General features: G+C 57.6%; 27 protein-coding genes and 1 tRNA gene. 20 read left to right on the forward strand and 8 right to left on the reverse strand.

The window, feature by feature from the left end:
• The first annotated feature begins 27 nt into the window (after nucleotides 1-27).
• From SIB38_RS14045 to SIB38_RS14065, 5 genes are all read left to right on the forward strand, one after another.
• Nucleotides 28-498 carry an SspB family protein gene (locus SIB38_RS14045; RefSeq protein ID WP_294114763.1) on the forward strand — a complete coding sequence of 157 codons (471 nt, stop codon included), beginning with the start codon at nucleotides 28-30 and terminating at the stop codon, nucleotides 496-498.
• A gap of 170 nt (nucleotides 499-668) precedes the next feature.
• A complete protein-coding gene (gene fumC / locus SIB38_RS14050) occupies nucleotides 669-2,063 on the forward strand; it encodes a class II fumarate hydratase (RefSeq protein ID WP_412550416.1) in 1,395 nt (464 codons plus the stop codon).
• Between the two features lie 118 nt (nucleotides 2,064-2,181).
• Nucleotides 2,182-2,319: a hypothetical protein gene (locus SIB38_RS14055; protein ID WP_294114767.1), complete on the forward strand. Its 138-nt coding sequence runs from the start codon at nucleotides 2,182-2,184 to the stop codon at nucleotides 2,317-2,319.
• A 47-nt stretch (nucleotides 2,320-2,366) separates the two neighbouring features.
• A complete protein-coding gene (locus tag SIB38_RS14060) occupies nucleotides 2,367-2,537 on the forward strand; it encodes a DUF4169 family protein (protein WP_294114769.1) in 171 nt (56 codons plus the stop codon).
• A complete protein-coding gene (locus SIB38_RS14065) occupies nucleotides 2,534-2,764 on the forward strand; it encodes a ribbon-helix-helix domain-containing protein (protein ID WP_294114771.1) in 231 nt (76 codons plus the stop codon). The genes SIB38_RS14060 and SIB38_RS14065 overlap by 4 nt, the downstream gene beginning before the upstream one ends.
• Before the next feature lie 34 nt (nucleotides 2,765-2,798).
• Here SIB38_RS14065 and SIB38_RS14070 read toward each other — a convergent pair whose 3' ends face one another.
• Nucleotides 2,799-3,209 (reverse strand): SufE family protein, encoded by a 411-nt coding sequence (locus SIB38_RS14070; protein WP_294114773.1) that lies wholly within the window; start codon nucleotides 3,207-3,209, stop codon nucleotides 2,799-2,801.
• A gap of 148 nt (nucleotides 3,210-3,357) precedes the next feature.
• Here SIB38_RS14070 and SIB38_RS14075 point away from each other — a divergent pair, with 148 nt between their 5' ends.
• Nucleotides 3,358-3,861 (forward strand): hypothetical protein, encoded by a 504-nt coding sequence (locus SIB38_RS14075; protein WP_294114775.1) that lies wholly within the window; start codon nucleotides 3,358-3,360, stop codon nucleotides 3,859-3,861.
• A 44-nt stretch (nucleotides 3,862-3,905) separates the two neighbouring features.
• Here SIB38_RS14075 and SIB38_RS14080 read toward each other — a convergent pair.
• Both SIB38_RS14080 and SIB38_RS14085 read right to left on the reverse strand, forming a co-directional pair.
• Nucleotides 3,906-3,982, reverse strand: a tRNA-Ile gene (locus tag SIB38_RS14080).
• A 35-nt stretch (nucleotides 3,983-4,017) separates the two neighbouring features.
• Nucleotides 4,018-4,950: a LysR family transcriptional regulator gene (locus SIB38_RS14085; protein ID WP_412550417.1), complete on the reverse strand. Its 933-nt coding sequence runs from the start codon at nucleotides 4,948-4,950 to the stop codon at nucleotides 4,018-4,020.
• Between the two features lie 132 nt (nucleotides 4,951-5,082).
• Between SIB38_RS14085 and SIB38_RS14090 the strand changes: the two genes are divergently transcribed.
• From SIB38_RS14090 to rnd, 4 genes are all read left to right on the forward strand, one after another.
• The gene (locus SIB38_RS14090) at nucleotides 5,083-6,042 is read left to right on the forward strand and encodes an MBL fold metallo-hydrolase (RefSeq protein WP_412550418.1); all 960 of its coding nucleotides are present in this window, start codon (nucleotides 5,083-5,085) and stop codon (nucleotides 6,040-6,042) included.
• A gap of 108 nt (nucleotides 6,043-6,150) precedes the next feature.
• Entirely contained in the window at nucleotides 6,151-7,200 is a 1,050-nt protein-coding gene (gene purM, locus SIB38_RS14095; protein ID WP_412550419.1) for a phosphoribosylformylglycinamidine cyclo-ligase, read from the forward strand.
• A complete protein-coding gene (gene purN, locus SIB38_RS14100; protein WP_294114785.1) occupies nucleotides 7,197-7,790 on the forward strand; it encodes a phosphoribosylglycinamide formyltransferase in 594 nt (197 codons plus the stop codon). Before purM ends, purN begins: the two co-directional genes overlap by 4 nt.
• Nucleotides 7,791-7,875: 85 nt before the next feature.
• Complete coding sequence (rnd, locus tag SIB38_RS14105; RefSeq protein ID WP_294114788.1) at nucleotides 7,876-9,033, forward strand: ribonuclease D; 1,158 nt, start codon at nucleotides 7,876-7,878, stop codon at nucleotides 9,031-9,033.
• Nucleotides 9,034-9,056: 23 nt separating this feature from the next.
• Here the strand turns inward: rnd and SIB38_RS14110 are convergent, their stop codons facing one another.
• Complete coding sequence (locus tag SIB38_RS14110) at nucleotides 9,057-9,530, reverse strand: phage holin family protein (protein ID WP_294114792.1); 474 nt, start codon at nucleotides 9,528-9,530, stop codon at nucleotides 9,057-9,059.
• Nucleotides 9,531-9,540: 10 nt separating this feature from the next.
• The gene (locus tag SIB38_RS14115) at nucleotides 9,541-9,792 is read right to left on the reverse strand and encodes a hypothetical protein (protein ID WP_294114794.1); all 252 of its coding nucleotides are present in this window, start codon (nucleotides 9,790-9,792) and stop codon (nucleotides 9,541-9,543) included.
• 615 nt (nucleotides 9,793-10,407) lie between these two features.
• On the opposite strand from SIB38_RS14115, the gene SIB38_RS14120 reads away from it, so the two are divergent.
• The gene (locus SIB38_RS14120) at nucleotides 10,408-10,737 is read left to right on the forward strand and encodes a TfoX/Sxy family DNA transformation protein (protein ID WP_294114796.1); all 330 of its coding nucleotides are present in this window, start codon (nucleotides 10,408-10,410) and stop codon (nucleotides 10,735-10,737) included.
• A 139-nt stretch (nucleotides 10,738-10,876) separates the two neighbouring features.
• Here the strand turns inward: SIB38_RS14120 and ndk are convergent, their stop codons facing one another.
• The gene (gene ndk, locus SIB38_RS14125) at nucleotides 10,877-11,299 is read right to left on the reverse strand and encodes a nucleoside-diphosphate kinase (protein WP_294114797.1); all 423 of its coding nucleotides are present in this window, start codon (nucleotides 11,297-11,299) and stop codon (nucleotides 10,877-10,879) included.
• Nucleotides 11,300-11,432: 133 nt separating this feature from the next.
• Here ndk and SIB38_RS14130 point away from each other — a divergent pair, with 133 nt between their 5' ends.
• The 3 genes from SIB38_RS14130 to SIB38_RS14140 are packed head-to-tail and all read left to right on the forward strand — an operon-like array spanning nucleotide 11,433 to nucleotide 14,535.
• A complete protein-coding gene (locus SIB38_RS14130; protein WP_412550420.1) occupies nucleotides 11,433-13,283 on the forward strand; it encodes an ABC-F family ATP-binding cassette domain-containing protein in 1,851 nt (616 codons plus the stop codon).
• Nucleotides 13,284-13,325: 42 nt separating this feature from the next.
• The gene (locus SIB38_RS14135; protein ID WP_294114801.1) at nucleotides 13,326-13,949 is read left to right on the forward strand and encodes a MarC family protein; all 624 of its coding nucleotides are present in this window, start codon (nucleotides 13,326-13,328) and stop codon (nucleotides 13,947-13,949) included.
• Nucleotides 13,950-13,953: 4 nt separating this feature from the next.
• Complete coding sequence (locus SIB38_RS14140; protein WP_294114803.1) at nucleotides 13,954-14,535, forward strand: TIGR02281 family clan AA aspartic protease; 582 nt, start codon at nucleotides 13,954-13,956, stop codon at nucleotides 14,533-14,535.
• A 9-nt stretch (nucleotides 14,536-14,544) separates the two neighbouring features.
• On the opposite strand, the gene SIB38_RS14145 is transcribed toward SIB38_RS14140, so the two are convergent.
• Both SIB38_RS14145 and SIB38_RS14150 read right to left on the reverse strand, forming a co-directional pair.
• Nucleotides 14,545-15,012, reverse strand: coding sequence for a DNA polymerase III subunit chi (locus tag SIB38_RS14145; protein ID WP_294114805.1), 468 nt, complete (start codon nucleotides 15,010-15,012; stop codon nucleotides 14,545-14,547).
• Between the two features lie 3 nt (nucleotides 15,013-15,015).
• The gene (locus tag SIB38_RS14150; RefSeq protein ID WP_412550421.1) at nucleotides 15,016-16,482 is read right to left on the reverse strand and encodes a leucyl aminopeptidase; all 1,467 of its coding nucleotides are present in this window, start codon (nucleotides 16,480-16,482) and stop codon (nucleotides 15,016-15,018) included.
• A 213-nt stretch (nucleotides 16,483-16,695) separates the two neighbouring features.
• Here SIB38_RS14150 and lptF point away from each other — a divergent pair, with 213 nt between their 5' ends.
• The 6 genes from lptF (at nucleotide 16,696) to rsmA (ending at nucleotide 24,166) form a co-directional block, all read left to right on the forward strand.
• Nucleotides 16,696-17,745, forward strand: coding sequence for an LPS export ABC transporter permease LptF (lptF, locus tag SIB38_RS14155; RefSeq protein ID WP_412550422.1), 1,050 nt, complete (start codon nucleotides 16,696-16,698; stop codon nucleotides 17,743-17,745).
• A complete protein-coding gene (lptG, locus tag SIB38_RS14160; protein ID WP_294114811.1) occupies nucleotides 17,742-18,839 on the forward strand; it encodes an LPS export ABC transporter permease LptG in 1,098 nt (365 codons plus the stop codon). Before lptF ends, lptG begins: the two co-directional genes overlap by 4 nt.
• Nucleotides 18,836-21,013, forward strand: a complete 2,178-nt coding sequence (locus SIB38_RS14165) for an LPS-assembly protein LptD (RefSeq protein ID WP_412550423.1) — start codon at nucleotides 18,836-18,838, stop codon at nucleotides 21,011-21,013. The genes lptG and SIB38_RS14165 overlap by 4 nt, the downstream gene beginning before the upstream one ends.
• 37 nt (nucleotides 21,014-21,050) lie before the next feature.
• Nucleotides 21,051-22,283, forward strand: coding sequence for a peptidylprolyl isomerase (locus tag SIB38_RS14170; protein ID WP_412550424.1), 1,233 nt, complete (start codon nucleotides 21,051-21,053; stop codon nucleotides 22,281-22,283).
• A complete protein-coding gene (gene pdxA, locus SIB38_RS14175) occupies nucleotides 22,280-23,248 on the forward strand; it encodes a 4-hydroxythreonine-4-phosphate dehydrogenase PdxA (protein WP_412550425.1) in 969 nt (322 codons plus the stop codon). The genes SIB38_RS14170 and pdxA overlap by 4 nt, the downstream gene beginning before the upstream one ends.
• Before the next feature lie 75 nt (nucleotides 23,249-23,323).
• Nucleotides 23,324-24,166, forward strand: a complete 843-nt coding sequence (gene rsmA, locus SIB38_RS14180; protein ID WP_294114817.1) for a 16S rRNA (adenine(1518)-N(6)/adenine(1519)-N(6))-dimethyltransferase RsmA — start codon at nucleotides 23,324-23,326, stop codon at nucleotides 24,164-24,166.
• The last annotated feature ends 160 nt before the right edge of the window (nucleotides 24,167-24,326 follow it).

Consider the following 24,326-nt stretch of genomic DNA (forward strand, 5'->3'; position numbering starts at 1 on the left):
AACATAACAGACTATCGGAGCACTGCCATGTCCGGGACCATCGACTACGGAAATCTCATGCATCGCGCGATGCGCAGCTTGATTCAGACGGTTTTGGCCGATGTTCAACAGAACGGCCTGCCCGGCGAGCACCATTTCTTCATCACTTTTGACACCCAGCACCCGGACGTTGAAATTGCGGAATGGCTGTCGGACCGCTACCCCGGCGAAATGACTGTGGTGATGCAGCACTGGTATGACAATCTGACCGTCACAGACGAAGGCTTCGCGGTGACGTTGAACTTCGGCGACGCGCCAGAACCTCTTTATATTCCTTACAATTCTATCAAGACCTTTGTGGACCCCTCGGTGGAATTTGGCCTGCGGTTTGAAACCCAGGACGAGGACGAAGCCGAAGACGTGCTTGATGAGCTGCCTGAGGAAATCAACCTCGAAGAGATCGTCGAAGAGCCTCGAAAGGACGCCGAAGTGGTGTCTCTGGACAGCTTCCGTAAGTGATCCTTTTGGCCATACGTGCCGCATTTTGGACTTCACGCCTACCTGGACACAAAACCTCGGCATAAAGGGCCGATTTGCCGCGCCTTGTTAGCGGTATCCCACGGTATACAGTATTGCACTTTGCCCCACTTCCGGTATGACACTCCTGACATTTTTTACCGGAGGTCGTCATGGCAGATACCCGTACTGAAACCGACAGCTTTGGCCCACTAGAGGTCCCTTCCGACAAGTATTGGGGCGCACAGACCCAGCGCTCGATCATGAACTTCCCAATTGGTTGGGAAAAGCAGCCCGTCGCCATCGTGCGCGCGCTTGGCGTGATCAAGCAGGCTTGCGCCATGCAGAACAAAGCCACCGGCAAGATAGACGCGAAAATCGCGGACGCCGTCATTCAGGCTGCGTCCGAAGTTGTTGCCGGTAAGTTTGACGACAACTTCCCATTGGTGGTTTGGCAAACCGGCTCCGGTACCCAGTCCAACATGAACTCCAACGAGGTGATCGCAAACCGCGCAATCGAAATCCTCGGCGGTATGATTGGCTCCAAAGACCCAGTGCACCCTAACGATCACTGCAACATGGGCCAGTCCTCCAACGACACCTTCCCAACCGCCATGCACATCGCCGCCGCGATGACAGTGCGCGACGTACTTCTGCCGGGCTTGAACAAGCTGGCAGAGGGTCTGGAAGCAAAGTCCGAAGAGTTCAAAGACATCATCAAGATCGGCCGGACCCACACCCAGGATGCGACCCCGCTAACTTTGGGCCAGGAATTCGGTGGTTATGCACACCAGATCCGTCAGGGCATCGCCCGTGTCGAGGCAGCTCTGCCAGGTATCTATGAACTGGCACAAGGTGGCACCGCGGTGGGCACCGGCCTGAACACCCAACCGGGTTGGGGTGAAGCCGTGGCAGGTCATATGGCCGAGATCACCGGCCTGCCCTTCGTCACTGCGCCAAACAAATTCGAAGCGCTTGCAGCGCATGACGCCATGGTCTTCATGTCCGGCGCTTTGGCCACTGTAGCGGGCGCGATGTACAAAATCGCCAACGACATCCGCTTCCTGGGCTCCGGCCCGCGCTCCGGTTTGGGCGAATTGATCCTGCCGGAAAACGAGCCAGGCTCCTCGATCATGCCAGGCAAAGTGAACCCAACCCAGGCCGAAGCGATGACCCAAGTCGCCGCCCACGTCATGGGCAACAACGCCGCCATGACCTTTGCTGGCTCTCAAGGGCACTTCGAGCTGAACGTCTACAACCCGATGATGTCCTACAACCTGCTGCAATCCATGCAGCTTTTGGGCGATGTGGCGGACAGCTTCACTGAGCGTATGCTAAACGGCATCAAAGCCAACGAGCCACGCATCGACAAGCTGATGAAAGAAAGCCTGATGCTGGTGACAGCTTTGGCCCCAACCATTGGCTATGACAACGCGACCACCGTGGCCAAGACCGCCCACAAAAACGGCACCACGCTGAAGGAAGAAGCCATCGCGCTTGGCTTTGTCGATGAAGCGACTTTTGATGCGGTTGTGCGCCCAGAGCAGATGATTGGCCCCAAAGACTGATCTCTGACAGCAAAAACAATTCAAAGGCGGCTCAACCCTGAGCCGCCTTTACTTTTTTCGACGGAAAAATCATGGCCAAGCGTTTGAAATTCAACAACAGCCACCCTAGGTAACTGCCATGAAAAAACAGAGCATCCGTCCCCTCCACCTGATCCTCATCCTGATTATGGGTGGACTGTCCCTGGCCACGACGCCGGTGTTCGCCATGGTGATTGACGAGATCACCACCTGCGAGGCCGAGGCCATCTTCTCTTAAACATGGACTGTCTGGGCAATCTCACGTTTTGCAAGTAACCTGCAGACATGAGTGTGGTGAATCTCAACAAGTTCCGCAAAGCCAAAGCCCGCGCTGACGAAAAAGCGCAGGCAGATCAAAACGCCGTGAAATTTGGCCGAACCAAAGCTCAGAAAAAACTGGAAGGTTCGCAGGCAGAGAAAACCCGCCGGGATCTGGACGGAAAAGAACGCGAATGAGCCGGCCAATCAAGCGCTCTCTCACGCTGCGTGGTCACCGCACTAGCGTGTCCTTAGAGGATGATTTCTGGCGCGCCTTTCGCGACATTGCGGAAGAAAAAAACATCCCAATCAATGCGCTTGCCGCGCAAATCGATGCGGAGCGCGATCTGGACGCCGGGCTTGCCACGGCGATACGCCTCTACGTTCTCGCCTATTTCCGCGGCCAAGCTTCAGTCGGTTCCTAAAAAACACCCGCCGGAGCACTGCCCAAAAGGTGTTTTAAGCGGCCTCTGTGGCGACCAGACGAATCCGCTGGATCATCGCCCGCAAACCGTTAGAGCGCTGTGACGACAGATGTTCGTTGAGTCCCAACCGCTCCAATTCGGCTCGTGCATCGACGGCAATTACCTCGGCAAGGCTCAAGCCGTTGTAAAGCTTGCGCAACACCGCAATCAGCCCGCTGACAATCATTGCGTCGCTGGCGCCGTCAAAGTGGAACACGCCGCCCTCAATGGTCGGATGCAACCACACCTGACTGGCACAACCATCCACCTTGGTCGCAGGCACCCGCAGCGCCTCATCCAGCACCGGCATGTCTTTACCCTGCTCGATCACATAGCGATAGCGGTCTTCCCAATCCTCGATGAACTCAAAGTCCTCGACGATATCTTCAAAGGCCTCGGCTGCCATGGTGGGATCACTCCTACAACTTCAAACGGTGCCTTCTCACCTATGCCGCACAATCAAAAAGGTCCAGCCCCTCACCCCCAGCCGCATCAGAAGCTTTTCAAGGCGATACGAATAGGTTAACCCATGGGGCAAAGAATGAGGCCTATCGATGCGCACACCTGTCGTACTTTTGTTGACCGCCACTCTGGCGTTGTCCGCCTGTCAATCGCGCTGGAACCCAGCCAACTGGTGGGACACCGACGGGGCAGCTGCCGCTGCGGATGTGAACCCCCTGATTCCTGAACAAACCGAAGACGGCCGGTCGTTCTTCACTACCCAGGAAGAGCAGGATTATCGTGGCCTACCAATCGATAAGGTGACTTCTGTCGAAGTGCACCGCGTCACTGAAGGGCGCCTGATCATGGCGATAGGCGTTTCTTCAGTACATGGCACGTCAGACGTGCGTTTGATTCTGCCTGAAACCGGCGCGTTGGATGGCGGTGTGCTGACGCTGGAGCTCTTGGGGCGCCCGCCAATTGAACCCGTAGTTGGTGGGTCCGACCAAACCCGTGAAGTGACCACAGCTGTGGTCCTGACCGATCAGGAAATGGCAGGCGTGCGCACCGTTCGCGTTAAGGCCTTGACCAACAGCATCGACCGACGCGCACGCTAAGTTTGCAATCCAAGCTTCTGAAACTGAATGATTTTGGCGGATTTTGGTAGGCCCGGCAGGACTTGAACCCGCAACCAAAGCGTTATGAGCGCTCTGCTCTAACCAATTGAGCTACAGGCCCGCCAAGTGCTTGGTTATGAAATGCCGCCGGTGTCGTCAAGCGGTCAGTTTGTCTGCCACCAGTTTGATATCCGCTTGGCGGCGCAGCGCAGCCAATTTGTCGACAAACGCATTGATCACCAAATCTATTTTTGAGCCCGGTATGGTCTTGGTTGGCGAAATCGCAAAAACGTCTTTACTCGGTGCTTGATACTCGGGAAGCACCACTTCGTAGACCCCTTCGTCCAGTTCCTTTTGTATCAGCATGCGCGCCGCGCGGGTGTAGCCCATTCCTGTGGCCACGGCCTTTAGTATGATTTCAGGATCATCCGCAGTAAATCCCACGCGAATGGGTGCCTGATAGGATTGTCCCTCATGCCTAACATCAAAAAAGCCAGCTGTCTTGTCCTCGTGGTGCTGGATAAACTTCAAACGCTTCATATCGTCCGGCGTTTCCGGGCGACCGTGTTTGTCTAAGTAACTTGGTGTGGCAAAAAACACTGTCTCTAAAGACGCGATCTTGCGTCCAAATCCAGAGGTGTCGCCCAAGCGCCCGGCACGAATGGCAAGGTCATAGCCTTCGCGCACCACGTCCACCAAGCGATCTTCCATACGCAGAACGATGTCTAAATCCGGATGCGCTTTGCCGAGTTCAATCAGCACTGGCCCAAACACCACACGCCCCAGAAAATTACCTGTGTTGATCCGTATGGTGCCGGCCACATCGCCGTCTAATGCCTCCAATTCGGCCAACATCAACTCGTAGCGTTCTAAAAGCTTTTGTGCATGCTCCTGCACCAACACTCCCGCGCGCGTGGCAGACACCCCTTGAGGAGAGCGATGCAAGAGCTGTTGCCCAATGTGGGTTTCCAACTGGCGAATTTGCTGACTGGCGGCAGATTGCGAAATGCCGCGCTGCTGCCCCGCACCAGAGAGGCTGCCCTCCGCAAGCGCACTCACAAAGGTCTCCATTAGTCCCATCCGGTCCATGCTATAAGCGCTCCTTATGCCCTGTATCACCATCACATCGGTACTGCGGCCTAATTATCAAGCCTAGATATCCGAAACCAGCACAGTCTGGCTCAAAAATTTGCTTCAGGGATATTGGAGACCCTTATGTCTATGACCCGTAGAAACTTCCTGTTCACCGCGGCCGCAGCCCCTGCCGTTGCTGCTGTCCCCGCGCCAGTCGCGGCCTCGAAAACCATTGAAAAACCGTTCCAGGGCACGTATCGCTTCACCGTGGGGGATGCAACAGTGACCGCATTGCTCGACGGATATCTGGACGCAGCTCCGGCAATGATTCCCGGTTTTGATGAGGCTAATGTCAGCGCTGCGCTGGAAAAATCTCAGCAGAAACTCTACCCGGGCGGCGTGCGCATTCCGGTCAATGCGTTTCTGGTGGAAGTTGGCGGGCGTCGCGTTTTGATCGATGCGGGAACCAGCTCTTTTCTTGGCGAAACTCTGGGTGATCTTAACAAGGCCCTGAACGCAATCAACGTCAGTGCCGACTCCATTGATATGGTCGCGCTGACCCACATTCACCCGGATCATTCCGGCGGGTTGATTGACGCCAAGGGTCAGGCTGTTTTCGCCAATGCGCAGATCGCAGTTGGGCAAACTGAATATGGCTTCTGGCATGACGATGCGATTATGGCGAGCGTGCCGGAAAGCTCGCGCGGGTTCTTCCAAATTGCCCGTAACACGGTCGCACCCTATGCGGACCGGATGATCCTCCACAACGGCGAACAGGACATCTTGCCAGGCCTGACCAGCTTGCCTTTGCCTGGCCATACACCCGGTCACGCAGGGTATCTGCTGCAGTCCAGCAACGAGCAGCTCCTGTTCTGGGGCGATCTGGTTCATATGACCGCGCTGCAGTTTGACAACCCGAACCTCACCATCGCCTTTGACACCGACGCTGCTCAAACGGTGGACACCCGTCTTGGCATGTTTGATCGGGCCGTAGCTGATAACCTGTTGGTTACGGGCTCACACCTCGATTTCCCGGGCCTCGGTAAGGTGCGCAAATCCGCAGACGGCTATGCGTATCAGCCTGCCCCATGGCAATACGGCGCGTGATGCTGCACTTGCACCGCCTGTTGACGCAGGCGGTGCATTCCCCTGTTCCAATCGCCGAGCCAATGCAGTAAGGACCACGCCAAGCATCGGATTGTAAGGACATACCCCATGAGCGACGGCAAAAACGGCATCACCTACGCGGATGCAGGTGTGGACATTGACGCAGGCAACGCATTGGTGGAGCGCATCAAACCCGCCGCCAAACGTACCACACGCTCCGGCGTGATGGCAGGTCTGGGTGGCTTTGGCGCCTTGTTTGATCTCAAGGACGCGGGCTACACCGATCCAATCCTCGTCGGCGCCACTGACGGCGTGGGCACCAAGCTGCGCATTGCCATCGACACCGGCAACGTGGACGGCGTCGGCATCGACCTCGTGGCCATGTGTGTGAATGATCTAGTCTGCCAAGGTGCTGAACCCCTCTTCTTCCTCGACTATTTTGCCACCGGAAAACTGGAAACCGAAACCGCCGCTCGGATCATCGAAGGCATCGCCGAAGGCTGTTACCAATCCGGCTGTGCCCTGATCGGCGGCGAAACCGCCGAAATGCCCGGCATGTATGAGGCAGGCGATTTTGACCTCGCAGGTTTCTCTGTGGGCGCCATGGAGCGCGGCGCAGACCTTCCCGCAGGTGTGAAAGAAGGCGACGTCCTTCTGGGGCTGGCCTCCAACGGTGTACACTCCAACGGCTACAGCCTCGTACGCAAGCTGGTCGAAGTTTCTGGTCTGAAGTGGGACGACACCTGCCCGTGGGACGACAGTCAAACTCTCGGCGCGGCGCTTCTGGCCCCGACTCGTCTGTATGTGAAGCAATGTCTCGCGGCGGTCCGCGCGGGTGGCGTGCACGCATTGGCCCACATCACCGGTGGTGGCCTGACCGAAAACCTCCCCCGTGTGCTGCCGGAAGGCCTGTCCGGCAACATCGATCTCGACGCCTGGGAACTGCCTCCCGTGTTCCAATGGCTCGCCAAGACCGGCGGAATGGAAGAGGCCGAAATTCTCAAAACCTTCAACTGTGGCGTTGGCATGATCCTGTCGGTTGAAGCCGACCAAGCAGAGGCCCTCACCGCGCTGCTGAAAGAGCAAGGCGAGACCGTCTACACGCTCGGCACTGTGCAAGCCGGTGGAGGCGTTTCCTACACAGGGTCCCTCCTGTGAAGAAACGCGTCGCGATTTTCATTTCGGGCGGCGGCTCCAACATGGTCCGCCTGCTCGAAGACATGGCATTGCCCGGCCACGCCGCCGAACCCGTTTTGGTGCTGGCCAACAGCGCCGACGCGGGTGGCTTGGCCAAAGCTGAAGCCATGGGCGTGAAAACCGTGTCAGTCGATCACCGCCCCTTCAAAGGCGACCGTCCAGCGTTTGAGGCCGCGCTTCAGGCGGAACTCGACAAAGTCCAACCGGACATCCTGTGCCTCGCTGGCTTTATGCGTGTTCTAACAGAAGGCTTTGTGGCGCCGTGGGAAGGCCGGATGCTCAACATCCACCCGTCGCTACTGCCGAAATACAAAGGTCTGCACACCCATGCTCGGGCATTGGAAGCTGGCGACAAAGAGCATGGCTGCACGGTGCACCTCGTCACTCCTGCACTGGATGACGGTCCAATCCTTGGCCAAGCCCGCGTGCCGGTTGAGGCTGGCGACACGCCTGACGACCTGGCCGCGCGCGTTTTGGTACAGGAACACAAACTCTACCCAGCGGTTCTGCGCCAATTTGCGGCAGGAAATACCACACCGATCACTCTTTAAGAGTGGATCAATTGCTTTCCTCTACGTTTGTGCGTAGTGCTGTTATCCACAGCTTTACAGAACACACTAAGAAGACACGCTGCATATGAAAACCCTCACGACGACCGAAGAGCTCGCGCAATTCTGTGAAATGGCGCGCAAAGAGCCTTATGTGACCATCGACACGGAATTCCTGCGCGAGCGTACCTACTATTCCAAACTCTGCTTGGTGCAGATGGCGATGCCCGGCGATGGCACGGATAACGCTGTGCTGGTCGATCCGCTGGTAGACGGCATGTCGCTGGAGCCGATGTATGAGCTCTTCCGCGACACCAATGTTGTGAAAGTGTTCCACGCGGCCCGTCAGGATTTGGAGATCTTCTTTGTCGAAGCGGGTGTGTTCCCAGATCCTCTATTTGACACACAAGTTGCCGCCATGGTCTGCGGCTTTGGCGAGCAAGCAGGTTACGAGACTTTGGTGCGCAAAATTGCCAAGCAGAGCCTGGACAAAAGTTCCCGCTTCACCGACTGGTCCCGCCGTCCGCTGACCGATGCGCAGAAAACCTACGCCATTGGCGACGTGACCCACCTGCGCAAAATTTACGAGTTTCTTTCCGCCAAACTGGCTGAAACCGGCCGCGCGCATTGGGTAGAGGAAGAGCTACAGCTTCTGACCCGCCCGGAGACCTACATCATCGATCCGGAGAATGCCTGGAAGCGCGTGAAAACCCGCACCACATCGCCAAAATTCCTCGCCATCGTGCGCGAGTTGGCGAAATTCCGCGAAGCCCACGCCCAAAGCCGCAACATCCCGCGCAACCGGGTGTTCAAGGATGATGCTCTGGTTGAACTGGCCTCAACCAAACCAGCCAACATGAATGATTTGGGGCGCTCTCGCTTGCTGTTGCGCGAGGCGCGCAAAGGTGAGATTGCCGATGGTATTCTTGCAGCCATCAAAGCTGGCAAAGAGTGTCCGCAGGATCAGATGCCGCGCCTGCCAAAGCGTGACGACAAGGTGCAGGTGAACCCGGCCCTGGCTGATCTTTTGCGTGTTCTGCTGAAAGCCAAAACCGAAAGCTCTAGCGTTGCACCCAAACTGATCGCCTCTTCCGCCGATCTGGATGCGCTCGCATCCGGCAGCCGCGACGTGCAGGCCCTGCATGGTTGGCGGCACGAGGTTTTTGGCGCAGATGCCCTACGTCTCTGTGAAGGCAAAGTGGCTCTCGCGGCCAAAGGCAACCACGTCAAAATCGTCGCCTTGTAAGCCAGTCCGCAAACGCGGTTGGCTCACTCCTTGGATTTCATGGATTTGACAACCGCCTTGGCGATTCCAGCGGCAACACCTGGCGCGATCCCGCCCAGCGGATTGGCTGCCATGGCCTTCACCGCGTCCACCGCCGATTTTGCCTCATCCGCCGCCTGACGCACCTCCGCTTCCAGGTCCTCAATCGCCATGTCACGTACTTCCGTGACCGCTGTGATGTCTTCCTCGACGCCGGACTTGGACGATGCCAAAGACACAAACAAGCCTGCGAGCACAAAGTTCACCACGCCGACAATCAAGGCTGCTGCAGCCGGTGTCATCACCTCTTCCAGCGTAAAGAATCCGGCCACGTTCAACATCACCAGCCCAATGCCCGCCACAACCAGCGCCATCACCATCAAACCGGTCTGACGTCGCAACACCGCCAGATGCCGCTGCGCGATCAATCTTTCGGACCGCAGGATGATGGAGATATTGCGCGAAATTCGATTGCTCATTGTCCTGCTCCTATTTCATCCGGCCAATCAGGTAGCCCGCGGCAAAAGCCCCCAGCGCAAACATCAAAGGCTGCTTGTGCGGAAACTCTTCCAACTCGGATAGGATCTCTCCGATGTCCGCTTCCAAACTTGGCGACTCGTCATCCATCTCTGGCTCTGCAACCACCTCAGAGGTTTCCTTGACTTGAGCCGCAGCATCCCGCGCCGCGAGCTCCGCCCGCAACTGCTTCAGCTCCGCTTCCAATTCCGCTTTTGTGGCCATCTTGCCGGTCCAATCTGTTGCTGAGGCATTTTAAAACTCTGCCCAATTACAGGGCTCCACGAGGTGGAAATGCCAACAAATCTCTTCAAATCACGTTGGTTTAACAAAGCCATCAACGCGATCTATGTGCAAGAGAAACAACCTTTAGCCTCCTGTATTCTTCACATAGACCGTGGGAACTTTGGGAGCGCGAAATCAGGAGTTAGGCGTAACCATTTGAGTACAAGCCAAAAATCCCCCCCCCACAACTCACCTCAAGCCGCTTTCAAACCCGTACAAACCCAAATCACCTTTGCCTCAACTCTTAACCGATCCGCACAAAAACGCCCCATTTCCGGCATCACCGCTGCACCTTGATCCTTAAAATCATTCTTACATGTGCTGGCGATCTCCACGTTTGGGAAAGGGAGGTGTGCTGCATGACATCAAAGGAGGCATACCATGTCACAGTCCAAGAAAGACCAGCCACGTAAGCCGGAAAAACAGTCCAAACCGGCGCCAAGCAACACGCCAATCTTCAGCGATTGGGCAATGATCTAAACACGCCGCAATTTGCAGTTTAAATGCTGTGGGCATCGCTTGCCCCTGCCTGACCCTGCGGTCTAATGTGCCGCCATGTCAGAGCCAATTTCCAGCATTCGCAACCTGGGCCCAGCCTATGAAGAGGCCTGCGCCCGCGCCGGTATTTTTACTGCGGAAGAAGTCCGCACACTGGGCGCGGATGAAACCTACGCCCGTCTGCTCAAGACCGGCACAAAACCGCATTTCATTGGCTATTATGTTCTGGTGATGGGTCTGCAAGGCCGTCCGTGGAACGATTGCAAGGGCAAAGAAAAAGACGCCCTGCGCAAACGCTTTGACGCGCTCAAGGCCAAGTCCCATGACAAAGGTCGTTCAGACCTTGAGGCGGCGTTGAACATGATTGGCGTGATCGAAAAACGCTAAGCCTAAACCCCGCCTTCTCCTTCCCCAAATATCCCGGGGAGTGTGAGGGGCTGGCCCCTCACTCAACATCGCCACAAAAGAAAAACGCGAGAGGTTGCCCTCCCGCGTTTCCATGTCGTTCTCGGTAAAACCGGTAGGCTTAGCCCACCAGCTCCAGACCGGAGAAGAAGTATGCGATTTCAACCGCTGCGGTTTCTGGTGCGTCAGAACCGTGTACAGAGTTTTCGCCAACAGATTCTGCGAACTCGGCGCGGATGGTGCCGGCTGCCGCGTCTGCTGGGTTGGTTGCGCCCATAACTTCGCGGTTTTTCGCGATCGCGCCTTCACCTTCCAGAACCTGTGCAACGATTGGCGCAGACGCCATGAATTCGCACAGTTCGTCGTAGAATGGACGCTCAGCGTGTACCGCATAGAAAACGCCCGCTTGCTCTTTGGTCAGGTGGATGCGCTTCTGTGCAACGATGCGCAGGCCAGCTTCTTCGAACTTGGCGTTGATTGCGCCGGTCAGGTTGCGGCGGGTGGCATCAGGTTTGATGATCGAGAAGGTGCGTTCCAGAGCCATGTCTGTATCTCCATTAAAGTGAGGGCCAGACACCACGTCTGGCCAGCATTCGAATTGGCGCTCCGATACCACGGGTTTGCGGACTTGAAAAGCGATGATTGACGCCGTCGCAATACTGCGCCAAACCCGCCCCATGCTTAAGATTTCAGACATCTCCTATTCCGTCGAAGGCCGCCCCTTGTTTGAGGGCGCTTCCGCAACCATTCCCACAGGCCACAAAGTGGGTTTGATTGGCCGCAATGGCGCAGGCAAAACCACACTTTTTCGCCTGATCCGTGGAGAGTTGTCCTTGGAAGGCGGCGGCATCACCCTGCCCCAGCGCGCCCGCATCGGCGGCGTTGCGCAGGAGGTACCCTCCAACGACGTTTCGCTGATCGACACGGTTCTGGCGGCCGACACCGAACGGGCGGCCTTGCTGGCCGAGTCTGAAACCGCCACTGATTCCAATCGCATCGCGGAGATCCAGACCCGTCTGAGCGACATCGACGCCTGGAGTGCCGAGGCCCGCGCCGCCTCCATCCTCAAAGGCCTGGGCTTTGACCATGAGGATCAACAACTGCCCTGCTCTGCCTATTCCGGCGGCTGGCGCATGCGCGTGGCTCTGGCGGCAGTGCTGTTCTCACAGCCGGATTACCTGCTGCTGGACGAACCCACCAACTACCTCGACCTCGAGGGCGCGCTGTGGCTGGAGAACTATCTGGTCAAATACCCGCACACCGTGCTGATCATCTCGCATGACCGCGAGTTGCTCAACCGCTCCGTCGGCGCGATCCTGCATTTGGATGAGCGCAAGCTGGCCTACTACACCGGCACCTACGATCAGTTTGCCAAACAACGCGCGGAGCAGCGTGCAGTGCAGGCCGCGGCGGCCAAGAAACAACAGGCGCAACGCGAGCACTTGCAAGCCTTTGTGGATCGTTTCAAGGCCAAGGCGTCCAAAGCCAAACAGGCCCAAAGCCGTGTAAAGATGTTGGAGAAAATGACACCGATCACCGCGCCTGAAGATGCGGCCCGTGTGGTGTTCACTTTTCCCAAGCCCGAAGAGCTGTCGCCACCCATCATCGCCATCGAAGGTGGCTCGACCGGCTATGGTGATACGGTGGTGCTCGATAAACTGAACCTGCGCATTGACCAAGACGACCGCATCGCCTTGTTGGGCAAAAACGGTCAGGGTAAGTCGACGCTGGCGAAGCTGCTGTCCAGCCGCTTGGAACCGATGAGCGGCAAGTTCACAACCTCCTCCAAACTGCGCATCGGCTTCTTTGCCCAGCACCAGGTGGATGAGCTCTACGTCGACGAAACCCCGATCCAGCACCTGATGCGGGAACGCCCCGCTGAAGGTCAGGCCCGTTTGCGGGCACGTCTGGCAGGGTTCGGCCTTGGCGCGGCGCAGGCGGAAACCGAAGTGGGTCGCCTGTCCGGAGGTCAGAAAGCGCGCCTGTCGCTCCTGCTGGCCACCTTGGATGCGCCGCATCTTTTGATCCTCGACGAACCCACCAACCACCTCGACATCGAAAGCCGTGAAGCGCTGGTCGAGGCCCTCACCGCCTATTCCGGTGCCGTGATTTTGGTCAGCCACGACATGCACCTGCTGACTTTGGTGGCGGATCGCCTGTGGCTGGTCAAAGACGGAACGGTGAAGCCGTATGAAGAAGACCTACAGGCCTACCGAAAGCTGCTGCTCACCGCCGACAAGCCAGTCAGTTCCAAGCCAAAAGCCAAGCCAACCCCCAAACGCGCCAGCCGAGATGACATCCTCGCGCTGCGGGCGGAGGTGCGCAAATCCGAACAGCGCGTCGAGAAGCTCAATGATATGGCGGACAAGCTGGCCAAGAAGCTGGCCGATCCGACGCTCTACGAAGACGAGAAGCTCGGCGAGATGGAAGTTTGGCAAAAGAAATACGCCGAAGTCCGGGATGCCCAGGACCGCGCCGAAGATCTTTGGATGAAGGCACTGGAAAAGCTGGAAAAAGCAGAAGCCTGAGCGTAGCGTTTGTTTCACCACTGACTGGAGCTAAAAACCACCATGGACAGCGCCGCCTTCATCACGGCTTTTGTAACGCTTTTTGTGATCATCGACCCTATCGGGCTGTTCCCGATCTTTGTGTCCCTCACTCAGGGTGTACCGCAACGGGAACGCCGCAAAATCGCCATCCGCGCTTGTGTGACTGCTTTTGTCATCCTGTCGATCTTTGCCTTTTTGGGCGAAGCGGTGCTTGGCGGCATCGGCATTTCCATGCCTGCCTTCCGCATTGCTGGCGGCATTTTGTTGTTCCTGACCGCTTTGGACATGCTGTTTGAACGCCGCACCAAACGCCGCGAAGATCAGGCGGAAGAAGCCGAGGAAGACTATCCAGATCCATCGATTTTCCCGCTCGCCATTCCGCTGCTGTCCGGTCCCGGCGCCATCACATCGGTCATTCTGCTCGCGGGCCAAGACACCGGCATTCAGACCACTCTCTCGGTCCTCGCCGTGGCGGCGCTCGTCTTGGCCATTGTCTTCACACTGTTCCTGACAGCCAGCGCGTTGGAGCGCCTGTTGGGCCGCACAGGCATCACTGTCATCACCCGCTTGCTGGGCATGTTGCTGGCGGCCCTGGCGGTGCAGTTCATTCTGGACGGGCTCAAAAACTTCGGATTTGCAGGCTAACCCCATGGAAGACGTCTCCTTCGGAAACCTCGCCTACCTGCTGCTTTTGCTGGTTATGGTTTTGATCTGGACCATAGGCTCCGGTCGCATCAACCTTGGCCAAACGTTGCGTTACGGCGCCATTTGGGCGCTGATCTTTCTCGGCGCCATCGCCGCAGTTGGCATGTGGGAAGACATCCGCAGCACCGTTACCCCCACTCAGGTGGTTTTGGCCGACGAAGGCCGCATCGAAATCCCACGTAGCAATGACGGCCACTACTATGCCACACTGTCCGTGAACGGTGCGGAGGTGAATTTTGTAGTCGACACCGGTGCCACTGACGTGGTTCTGACCCAAGCGGATGCCCGCCGCGCCGGTCTGGACCCAGACAACCTGCCCTACTTTGGCCGCGCCATGACCGCCAATGGCGAAGTGCGCATCGCGCCGGTGCGGTTGGAGGAAGTGGCTTTGGGGGACTACGTCGACACAAATGTCCGGGCCAGCGTCAACGAGGGTGAGATGGGTCAGTCACTCCTGGGCATGAGCTATCTCCAACTCTTCGATCAGATCACCATCACCGGCAGCAAGCTTATTCTGACACGTTAAGGTTGACGCCTAACCGCCTCCGGATTCAGCTTTTTTCTGCCAATTACCAGTCTCTTCGGACCAGTATTGCGCCGCACAGCCCGCATCGGTCAGTGCCTTCCACTGACCCCGCGCATGTTGCACCGCCTCTGGGTCGTGCCCGTCAAACAGGATGCAAACCCGCTCCACCGCATTGACCTCTTCTGCGCTCACATCGGCGCCGTCCACGCTCATCACGCAGCCAATAGCATCCGGGATCTCCGGCGACGTGGTCAATAACACCGGCTGCAATGCATCATGCGGCCCGCCCGCCAAACCATGGGCCAGAAAACTTGTGTCCCCCAAAGCCCACAGTTTCTGATCCAGCCAATCCATCCGGCCTTCGTCGCGCCCTCGAACGACAATCTTCCACCCGGCCCCGCGCGCCTTTTCCAAAAGACGCGGCAGGGTGACCTCCATGGAATTCTGGGTCAGATGGTAGAAATAGGCCGCGCCCAAGGCTTAACCCTCAAACTTATCCGCAACCAAGCGGCTCAGTGCGCTCACGCCCCAACCGGTGGCCCCTGCTGGCGCCAGCGCAGTTTCAGCTTTCACGCTGGCCACCCCGGCGATGTCGAGGTGAATCCACGGCGTGCCGTCCTGCACAAACCGCTGCAGGAACTCGGCGGCAGTAATCGATCCCGCCGGACGGCCGCCAACGTTTTTCACATCTGCAATCCGCGACTTCAGCTGTTTGGCATAGCCTTTGCCCAGCGGCATCCGCCACGCGCCTTCGCCCTCGGCTTCTGCGGCCTTCAGGAACCCGTTGCACAGCGCGTCGTCATTGGAAAACACGCCAGCGTTTTCATGCCCCAAGCCAATGATGATCGCGCCGGTCAGCGTGGCCAAATCGATCATACCGGCTGGCTTAAACCGCTCTTGCGCGTAGTGCATCACGTCACACAGCACCAAACGCCCCTCAGCATCGGTGTTGATCACCTCAATGGTGTCACCTTTCATAGAGGTCACCACATCGCCAGGACGGGTTGCGCGGCCAGATGGCATGTTTTCCACCAGCCCAACCAGGCCCACTACATTGGCCTTTGCCTTGCGCAGTGCCAGAGCTTTCATGGCGCCTGCCACAACGCCTGCGCCGCCCATGTCCATTGTCATGTCTTCCATGCCTGCGGCCGGCTTCAGAGAAATACCGCCGGTGTCAAACACCACGCCTTTGCCCACCAGTGCCAACGGCGCCGCGTCTTTTTCGCCGCCGTTCCACTGCATCACCGCAACCTTGGATGGGCTCTCAGAGCCTTCCCCAACGGACAACAGCGCGCCCATGCCCAACTCTTTGAGCTTGTCTTCTTCCAGAACCTCAACCTCAAGACCAATGTCTTTCAGCGCAACCAGACGATTGGCAAACTCTGTTGTGGTCAGAACATTTGCCGGCTCGTTCACAAGGTCACGGGTAAAGAAAGTGCCTTCCGCAACGGCCAACAAAGGTGCAGCGGCCGCTTCCACCTCGTCCGGCTTGCTCACCATCATGGTCACAGCACGCGCGTCCTCTTTGGCGTCTGCAGTTTTGTGATCATCAAAGCCATAATCGCGCATGGCGATGCCAAAAGCGATTTCTGCCGCTTTCGGGTTCGTGCCTGCGAGAACAGTCAGCGCGGCATTGCCACGGACCTTCCCAAGACCCGCACCAGCTTTGCGGGCGTCCTCGACGGAACAACGACGCGGCAGGATCACAACGTCCACAGCCTCAGCCGCTACGCCCGCCGGATAGGACAAGCTGAACACAGTGCCGAGGCTGGCGTCTTCGGCCTTGTCCTTCCGCAGACGCTCTACGGCGCCACGGTTCAAGCGGTTCAGGCGTCGCGCGCCCTGATCCAGATTGCCTTCTGCCGGTACAAAGACCGCAATGCGCCCTTCCACACTGCCAATTTCATCCAGTTTGGTCTCTTCAAAAGAAATCGTCACAGGGCGCATCACATACCTCCAAAATCGCGTTTTGAAACACCTAACGCGCGCCTTCTCGCTTGACCAGAGCACATCGCCAGATAGCAGTTTCGCCACCCGGATATTTCCCCTAAAGTGCCGCTCAATAATAAGGTTCGGGGGATTCTTAGCAGGTGAGCAGATTCGACAGATATATCCTGTCGCAATTCCTGACTCTGTTCGGTTTTTTTTGCGCTGATCCTTGTGTCCGTCTACTGGGTCAATCGTGCGGTGTCGCTGTTTGATCAACTGATTGCCAGCGGCCAAAATGTCTCCGTCTTTCTGGAATTGTCGGTCCTGACGCTACCCAACGTGATCCGTTTGGTGCTGCCCATCGCTGTGTTTGCCGGCACGGTCTATGTGACCAACCGCTTGTCGAGCGAAAGTGAACTGACTGTCATGCAGGCGACCGGCTTCAGCCCCTGGCGCCTTGCGCGCCCTGTCGCAATTTTCGGCGTAATCACCGCCCTGATGCTGTCCGCCCTGACCCATTTTCTGGTACCGACAAGCAATGCCGAGTTGAGTAAGCGGCAAAAAGAAATCACTGAAAATGTGACCGCCCGCCTGCTGACCGATGGCACCTTCCTGCATCCCGCAGATGGCGTGACGTTCTACATCCGTGAAATCACCCCAAACGGTGTGCTCAAGGACGTGTTTCTGGCCGACCACCGGTCCGAAGGTCGTTCCACCTCATACACCGCGTCCGACGCCTATCTGGTGCAGGATGAAAGCGGCCCTAAGCTCGTTATGGTTGATGGGTTGGCGCAACTGCACCGGCACGACACTGACACGCTGATGACCACTAACTTTGCTGACTTTTCCTATGACATCAGTTCCCTGATTGATCCGGGGTCTGCACCGCGGGTTTCAGCTAAGCACTTTCCGTCTTGGGAAATCATCGGAAACAAGGAAGCCATTGCACAGGAAACGGGAGAGAGTATCGGAGGCATTACCGAGGATTTACATGATCGGTTTGCGATGCCGCTCTCCACGATAAGTTTCGCCTTGATTGGCTTTGCCATGTTGCTGGCTGGCGGGTTCAGCCGTTTTGGGGTGTGGCGACAAATTATCGCCGCCTTTGTCATTATTGTCATTCTGGAAGCCATGAAAAACGCCATTGCCGATCCGGTCCGCGCCAACCCGGAGCTTTGGCCATTGATGTATGTGCCAAGTTCTCTTGGCTTCGTAATTTCTGGTATTCTGCTTTACCTCTCCGCCAACCCTATTCGGTGGCGCCGGAGGGCTGCAACATGACCGTGCACATTTACTTCGCACGTAAGTTCCTCTGGATTTTCATTGGCATCTGCACTGTGTTCTTTGTGTTGACCGTGTTGGTCGACATGATGGAGCAAATCCGCCGCTATGATGTGGAAACCGTAGGTTTTGGCAAAGTCCTGAACCTCACCTTGCTCCGCACGCCGGAAAGCCTCTACCAACTCATGCCACTGATTGTGATCCTCGCCACGATCGCGCTGTTCATCAATCTCTCCCGAAGCTCTGAACTGGTTGTGGTCCGCGCCGCCGGGCGCTCCGGCATTGTTTCGGTGCTCTCGCCCACCACAGTCTCCTTGATCATCGGCCTTTTATCCGTGACCACGCTCAACCCCATCGTGGCCGCCACCTCTGTGCAATATGAGCTGCAAAGCGACATGCTGAAATCCGGCGGCCGCAGCGCATTGTCACTGTCGGATGAGGGCATTTGGTTGCGTCAGGGCGGCGAAGCGGGCCATGCAGTAATTCACGCCGGTAGCACCAACGCCGATGCCTCTGTCTTTCTCGACATCACCATTGTCACCTACGCGCTGGAAGGCGGACCGCAAAAACGCATTGAAGCTGATTCCGCCCGTTTGGTGGAAGGCGGCTGGGAACTGTCCAACGTGCGGTCTTGGCCGCTAGTTGTCGGCATCAATGAAGGCGCAGAACCGACACGTGAAGACGCGGTGACTTTCCCAAGCACCCTGACCGCAGATCGCATCCGCGAGCGCTTCGGCACGCCGTCCTCCATCTCGATCTGGAAACTCCCGGCGTTTATCGAGGAACTCAACGACTCCGGCTTCTCTGCGCGCCGCCATCAGGTCTGGCTGCAAATGGAACTGGCCCAACCGCTCTTCCTGATGGCCATGGTTCTGGTGGCCTCTGCCTTCACCATGCGCCACACCCGTTTTGGCAGCACCGGCATCGCCGTGCTGACCTCGGTGTTGATTGGCTTTAGCCTGCATTTCATCCGAAACTTCGCCCAGATCCTCGGAGAAAACGGTCAAATCCCAGTGATGCTCGCCGCTTGGGCGCCGCCGATTGCAAGTGTGCTGTTGGCTCTTGGCCTGCTGTTGCATATGGAGGACGGATGACGATCTCTCCGCGCTTCCTGTGCCCCGTTTTGGCCGCAACGGCCCTCATTTTGGGACAGCCTTCAGAAGCCCCTGCCCAATCCGCACAGCCATCAGGCGCCACACAGCAAGCCGCAAAAAAGGAACCACAAAACGTGGTTCTTGTGGCGGATTCGGTCAACCTGACGGCCGACGGCCTGCTGATCGCCCGCGGCAATGTCGAGGCGCTGACAGATGACGTACGCCTGATCGCCAAGGAAATCACCTACAACGACAAGACCGGTGAAATTTCTTTGGTTGGCCCGATCCGCATCACCCAGGGCGAGTCCATATCCGTGGTCGCCGATGCTGCCGAGTTGGACGCCGAACTTCGCAATGGTCTCATCCACAGCGCCCGCGTGGTCATGGCGGATCAGGTGCAACTGGCCGCCGCCCGCTTGACACGGGTTGAAGGTCGCTACAGCGTGCTTGACAAAACCACTGTAAGCTCTTGCCACGTTTGTGAGAATGGCGAACCTCCCCTGTGGCGCATCCGCGCCCGTCGCGTGGTGCACGACCAACTCGAAAAACAACTCTACTTTGAACACGCGAGCGTGCTCGTGCGGGACGTGCCCGTGTTCTACTTCCCGCATTTGCGCATGCCGGACCCAACGTTGGACCGGGCGCAAGGCTTTTTGATCCCGGAATTCAACCACTCAAGTCTGCTGAGTTACGGCGTGAAAGTGCCGTATTTCATCCCTTGGGGCACCGATCGCGACTTAGTGCTCTCGCCCTATCTGTCCTCCAAAACCCGCACTATGGAGTTCCGCTACCGTCAGGCCTTTGAACGCGGCGGCATCCAGCTCGACGGCGCCATTTCGGACGACGACATCAGAACCGACATCATCCGTGGCTATGTCTTTGCCGAGGGCCTGTTCCAATTGGGGCAGGACTACAAACTGACGTTTGATCTAAAGGCGGTGTCAGATGACACCTATCTAACAGACTATGATTATTCGGATGAAGACCGCCTCAACAGCGACATCACCATCGCCCGCGCCAGCCGGACGGAAAACACCCGCTTTGCCGCCTACCACTACCAAACGTTGCGCGAAGATGAGGACAACGACGAAATCCCGTTCCTTGTACTTAAGGCGGAAACCGAACGTCGGTATCTCAACATATGGGGCGGCGAGTTGCGCACCAGCGTTGAAGCGCACGCTCACCAGCGCCGCTCTACAAAAGATGGTGACGCGGGACGGGACGTCGGCCGGGCCAATGCAAATGTACAATGGCTTGGCGACTGGACCCTAGGCAATGGACTGCGCACAGGTGTTACAGGCGCAGTGGCATTTGACGCCTATCGTACCGAAAACGACAGTTCGGTAAGCACCTTTGACAGCGGATTTGCGCCCTCTGTCGCGGCTTATATGCGCTATCCAATGATCAAATCCGGTCAGGACGGCGCAAGCTACATTCTTGAGCCGGTGGCACAGGTGGCGTGGACCGGCGGCGACATGCTGGATGTCGCCAATGACGAGAGCACCCATGTGGAATTTGATGAAGGCAATCTCCTGTCTTTATCCCGGTTCCCGTCCTATGATCGGCGCGAGCGTGGGCTGTCATCAGCTCTAGGCATGAACTGGTCCCGCGTCAGCGCCACCGGATGGCGGGGCAACCTGACATTTGGCCAGGTTTTCCGTCAGGAGGTGCAACCGGACTTTTCCAAGAGCTCAGGCCTATCCGGCACCTCATCCGATCTTCTGATCGCCGGACAACTTAGCAACCAAAGCGGATTGCTGTTTACGGGACGTGCGTTGCTGGACAACCAGGGAGATCTGGACAAAGTCGGGGCGCGTCTGGGATGGACCAACGACCGTCTGTGGCTGGACGCCAGCTACATCTGGCTGCAAAAAGACCTCGCAGAATCCCGCGACAAAGACATCTCCGACATGAAATTTGATGGTAGTTACCGCATCAACCGCCACTGGACCGGTATGATGGATTGGCAGTTTGACGCCGTCAGTGGCGAAACGTCCGAGGCCGGTCTTGGCCTAGAATACCGCAACGAATGTCTACGCGTTGAGCTTTCGCTCTCGCGCCGGTTCTCAACATCCTCTACCGTGCAATCGAGCACCAAAGTGGGCTTCAACGTGGCCCTGCTTGGATTTTCGGTCAATTCAAACGATAAGAGCTACGACCGCAAATGCGGCTGACCTACAGGAAGACGACGTAAAGATGATGCCACGCAAGATGATCCGCTCCGTATTTCGCGCCTGTGCCAGCACCGCCGCCGCTTGTGCCATGATAGGCACCGCAGCGTTGCCTACCGCCGCTCAAAATGCCTTTAGCCCAGCAATTTTTGTAAATGACTCGGTGGTCACCCACTACGAAATCGAACAACGTGCCCGCCTGCTTCTGATCATGAGCGCCCCAGGCGATCCCCTGGAACTCGCGCGCGAGCAATTGATCGAGGATCGCCTCAAAGGGCAAGCCGCGCGCCAGGCTGGAATCGTGGCCTCTGAAGAAGGCGTGACCGCTGGGCTGGAAAACTTCGCCAAACGCGTGAACATGAAACCTGAAGATATGATCAAGGCGCTCGCGGCGGAAGGTATTTATGAGGAGGCGCTGCGCGACTTCATTACCTCACAAATTGAATGGGGTGGCGTCGTGCAATCTCGCTTTGGCGCCAACGCCGAAGTCAGCGAAGAAGAAATCGACCGCGCCATTGCTCAAAATAGTGGTCAAGGCGGCGTCCGCGTTCTGCTCTCCGAAATCATCATTCCAGTCACTCCGCAAACCCGTCCGCAAGTGGACAGTCTGGCAGCACAAATTTCGGAACTCGATAGCTTTTCAGAGTTCGAAGCGGCTGCGCGGATCTATTCTGCTTCGGGTACCAAGGACCAAGGTGGACATGTCGACTGGATGAATGTCACCAACCTTCCAGCCCCGCTTCGACCCGTGGTAACATCTCTTCGCAAAGGAGATGTGACGCCCCCTTTGCAATTGCCCAACGCCGTGGCCTTGTTCCAATTGCGCGGTATTGCGGAAACCGGTCGCCGCTCCCCACGCTACTCTGCTGTTGACTACGCCAAGTTCTATATCCCAGGTGGCCGCACCGAAGAAGCCTTGCAAGAAGCAGCCAAAGTGCGCGCCTTAGTTGACAAATGCGACGATCTCTTTGGCGTAGGATTTGACCTGCCAGCTGAGCGTCTGTTCCGGGAAACTCAAAAGCCCAACGAAATCCCGCGTGATGTTGCGATTGAACTTGCCAAACTTGATGACAATGAGATCTCGACAAACCTGACCACGGCGGATGGGCAAAATCTGATTGTGTTAATGCTGTGTGGTCGCACCGCTGAGATCAATGACAAAGACCTGTCCCGTGAAGATGTCGCCGCATCCCTGCGCAACCTGCGTCTGGAAAGCTATGCCAACAGCTACCTCAGCCAATTGCGCGCACAGGCCCGGATCACCGAAAAATGAGCTGCGCGCCCATTGCTTTGACCTGCGGCGAACCGGCTGGCGTTGGTTTGGAAATTGCCGAAAAGGCCTGGTCCGCGCTCAAGGATGATCTGCCGTTTTTTCTGATTGCAGACCCGGCACATTTGCCGGGCTCCGTGCCACATCAGCTCCTGCAAAGCCCGCAAGACGCCATTGAAGTAATGCCCAACGCGATGCCGGTGCTACCACATCCATTTGCCGCAGAACGTACACCCGGCACAACTCATCCCGACAACGCTGAAGGTGTCATCGACGTCATCGCCCATGCGGTGGACCTCGCGATGAGCGATGAGGCCAGCGCGATCTGCACCCTGCCCATCCACAAAAAGGCATTAAAAGACGGCGCCGATTTCCCCTATCCCGGCCACACCGAATATCTCGCCGACCTTGGCGGCGTGGAAAATGTGGTGATGATGCTGGCCTCGGACATACTGCGCGTCGTGCCAACGACAATCCACATTCCCCTGGCGGATGTGCCTTCTGCGCTCACACCAGAGTTGTTGGTAGAGACCATCCGGATCACCGCGAAAGGGCTTCAAACCCAGTTTGGCATTCCAAACCCGCGTATTGCGGTGGCTGGCCTGAACCCACACGCAGGCGAAGGCGGCGCCATGGGGCACGAAGATGCCGCTGTGATTGCGCCTGTCCTCGACAAACTGCGCCGTGAGGGGTTTGATCTCTCCGGTCCACTGCCAGCCGACACCATGTTCCACGCCGCCGCCCGCGCGCGCTATGATGTCGCGATCTGCGCCTACCATGACCAGGCCCTGATCCCGATCAAGACGCTGGACTTTGACGGCGGCGTCAATGTCACTCTTGGCCTACCGTTCATCCGCACCTCACCGGATCACGGCACCGCCTTTGACATTGCTGGCACCGGCAAAGCCAACCCGTCCAGCACCATCGCGGCCCTGCGCATGGCAGCGCGAATGGCACAAAGCGCTTGACCCTTCATTTGGCGGGAAATATCCCCGCCGGAGGCATCTATCCGCGGCGCAGCCGCCCAAACCAAGGCTAATTGCATGAGCGCCATTGATGATCTTCCCCCGCTGCGTCAGGTGATCGAGACCCACGGCCTTTCCGCCCGCAAGTCCTTGGGCCAGAACTTCTTGCTGGATCTCAATCTCACCGCCAAAATTGCCCGCCGCGCAGGCGAATTGACCGATTGTGACGTGCTGGAAATTGGCCCCGGCCCGGGTGGACTGACCCGTGGCCTGCTCGCCGAGGGGGCCCGCAAAGTCCTCGCGATCGAGAAAGACCACCGCTGTATGCCAGCCCTGGCAGAGATCGAAGCCGCCTATCCCGGTCGCCTGGAGGTCATCAACGGCGACGCTCTGGAAGTCGATCCCTTGAGCCACCTCACACCACCTATTCGCGTGGCTGCCAACCTGCCCTACAACGTCGGCACCGAACTTCTGGTGCGCTGGCTCACCCCAAAAGAGTGGCCGCCATTCTGGCAAAGCCTGACCCTGATGTTCCAGCGCGAAGTGGCCGAGCGCATCACCGCGCAGCCTGGCTCCAAAGCATACGGACGCCTCGCCATCCTGTCGCAATGGCGCGCCAACGCCAATATCGTCATGTCCCTGCCGCCCGGCGCGTTTTCGCCGCCGCCCAAAGTGCATTCCGCCGTGGTGCATCTCACTGCACTGCCGGAGCCACGCTATCCCGCAGACGCCCACACCTTGTCTCGGATTGTGGCCGCTGCATTCAATCAGCGCCGCAAGATGCTCCGCGCCGCGCTGAAAGGCCAGGCGCCAGACATCGAAGACCGTCTGATCGCCGCTGGCATCAAACCAACCGACCGCGCCGAAGTGGTCAGCCTGGAGCAGTTCTGCGCCCTTGCGCGGGTGATGAAAGAAAGCTGAGCCGCGCACAGGCCGTCATTGTCTTACTTTCACACAAACTCGGCCGGTTTTCACAAAGCAACCTCCGGTCGCATCGTTATGTCTGAACCACGCAACGCGATGCCTGTGACACGCTCACATAACCGCGCTGCGTACCCCTGTTGCCCGTGCCGCTCCCTCC

The sequence above is a fragment of the Shimia sp. MIT910701 genome (genome assembly GCF_047126315.1).
Lineage (GTDB): Bacteria > Pseudomonadota > Alphaproteobacteria > Rhodobacterales > Rhodobacteraceae > Shimia.

Bases quoted from the DNA above. Each gene is read 5' to 3' on its own strand.
- SIB38_RS14045 (WP_294114763.1), top strand. From the start codon at position 28: ATGTCCGGGACCATCGACTACGGAAATCTCATGCATCGCGCGATGCGC.
- fumC (WP_412550416.1), top strand. From the start codon at position 669: ATGGCAGATACCCGTACTGAAACCGACAGCTTTGGCCCACTAGAGGTC.
- SIB38_RS14055 (WP_294114767.1), top strand. From the start codon at position 2,182: ATGAAAAAACAGAGCATCCGTCCCCTCCACCTGATCCTCATCCTGATT.
- SIB38_RS14060 (WP_294114769.1), top strand. From the start codon at position 2,367: ATGAGTGTGGTGAATCTCAACAAGTTCCGCAAAGCCAAAGCCCGCGCT.
- SIB38_RS14065 (WP_294114771.1), top strand. From the start codon at position 2,534: ATGAGCCGGCCAATCAAGCGCTCTCTCACGCTGCGTGGTCACCGCACT.
- SIB38_RS14070 (WP_294114773.1), bottom strand. From the start codon at position 3,209: ATGGCAGCCGAGGCCTTTGAAGATATCGTCGAGGACTTTGAGTTCATC.
- SIB38_RS14075 (WP_294114775.1), top strand. From the start codon at position 3,358: ATGCGCACACCTGTCGTACTTTTGTTGACCGCCACTCTGGCGTTGTCC.
- SIB38_RS14085 (WP_412550417.1), bottom strand. From the start codon at position 4,950: ATGGACCGGATGGGACTAATGGAGACCTTTGTGAGTGCGCTTGCGGAG.
- SIB38_RS14090 (WP_412550418.1), top strand. From the start codon at position 5,083: ATGACCCGTAGAAACTTCCTGTTCACCGCGGCCGCAGCCCCTGCCGTT.
- purM (WP_412550419.1), top strand. From the start codon at position 6,151: ATGAGCGACGGCAAAAACGGCATCACCTACGCGGATGCAGGTGTGGAC.
- rnd (WP_294114788.1), top strand. From the start codon at position 7,876: ATGAAAACCCTCACGACGACCGAAGAGCTCGCGCAATTCTGTGAAATG.
- SIB38_RS14110 (WP_294114792.1), bottom strand. From the start codon at position 9,530: ATGAGCAATCGAATTTCGCGCAATATCTCCATCATCCTGCGGTCCGAA.
- SIB38_RS14115 (WP_294114794.1), bottom strand. From the start codon at position 9,792: ATGGCCACAAAAGCGGAATTGGAAGCGGAGCTGAAGCAGTTGCGGGCG.
- SIB38_RS14120 (WP_294114796.1), top strand. From the start codon at position 10,408: ATGTCAGAGCCAATTTCCAGCATTCGCAACCTGGGCCCAGCCTATGAA.
- ndk (WP_294114797.1), bottom strand. From the start codon at position 11,299: ATGGCTCTGGAACGCACCTTCTCGATCATCAAACCTGATGCCACCCGC.
- SIB38_RS14130 (WP_412550420.1), top strand. From the start codon at position 11,433: ATGCTTAAGATTTCAGACATCTCCTATTCCGTCGAAGGCCGCCCCTTG.
- SIB38_RS14135 (WP_294114801.1), top strand. From the start codon at position 13,326: ATGGACAGCGCCGCCTTCATCACGGCTTTTGTAACGCTTTTTGTGATC.
- SIB38_RS14140 (WP_294114803.1), top strand. From the start codon at position 13,954: ATGGAAGACGTCTCCTTCGGAAACCTCGCCTACCTGCTGCTTTTGCTG.
- SIB38_RS14150 (WP_412550421.1), bottom strand. From the start codon at position 16,482: ATGCGCCCTGTGACGATTTCTTTTGAAGAGACCAAACTGGATGAAATT.
- lptG (WP_294114811.1), top strand. From the start codon at position 17,742: ATGACCGTGCACATTTACTTCGCACGTAAGTTCCTCTGGATTTTCATT.
- SIB38_RS14165 (WP_412550423.1), top strand. From the start codon at position 18,836: ATGACGATCTCTCCGCGCTTCCTGTGCCCCGTTTTGGCCGCAACGGCC.
- SIB38_RS14170 (WP_412550424.1), top strand. From the start codon at position 21,051: ATGATCCGCTCCGTATTTCGCGCCTGTGCCAGCACCGCCGCCGCTTGT.
- pdxA (WP_412550425.1), top strand. From the start codon at position 22,280: ATGAGCTGCGCGCCCATTGCTTTGACCTGCGGCGAACCGGCTGGCGTT.
- rsmA (WP_294114817.1), top strand. From the start codon at position 23,324: ATGAGCGCCATTGATGATCTTCCCCCGCTGCGTCAGGTGATCGAGACC.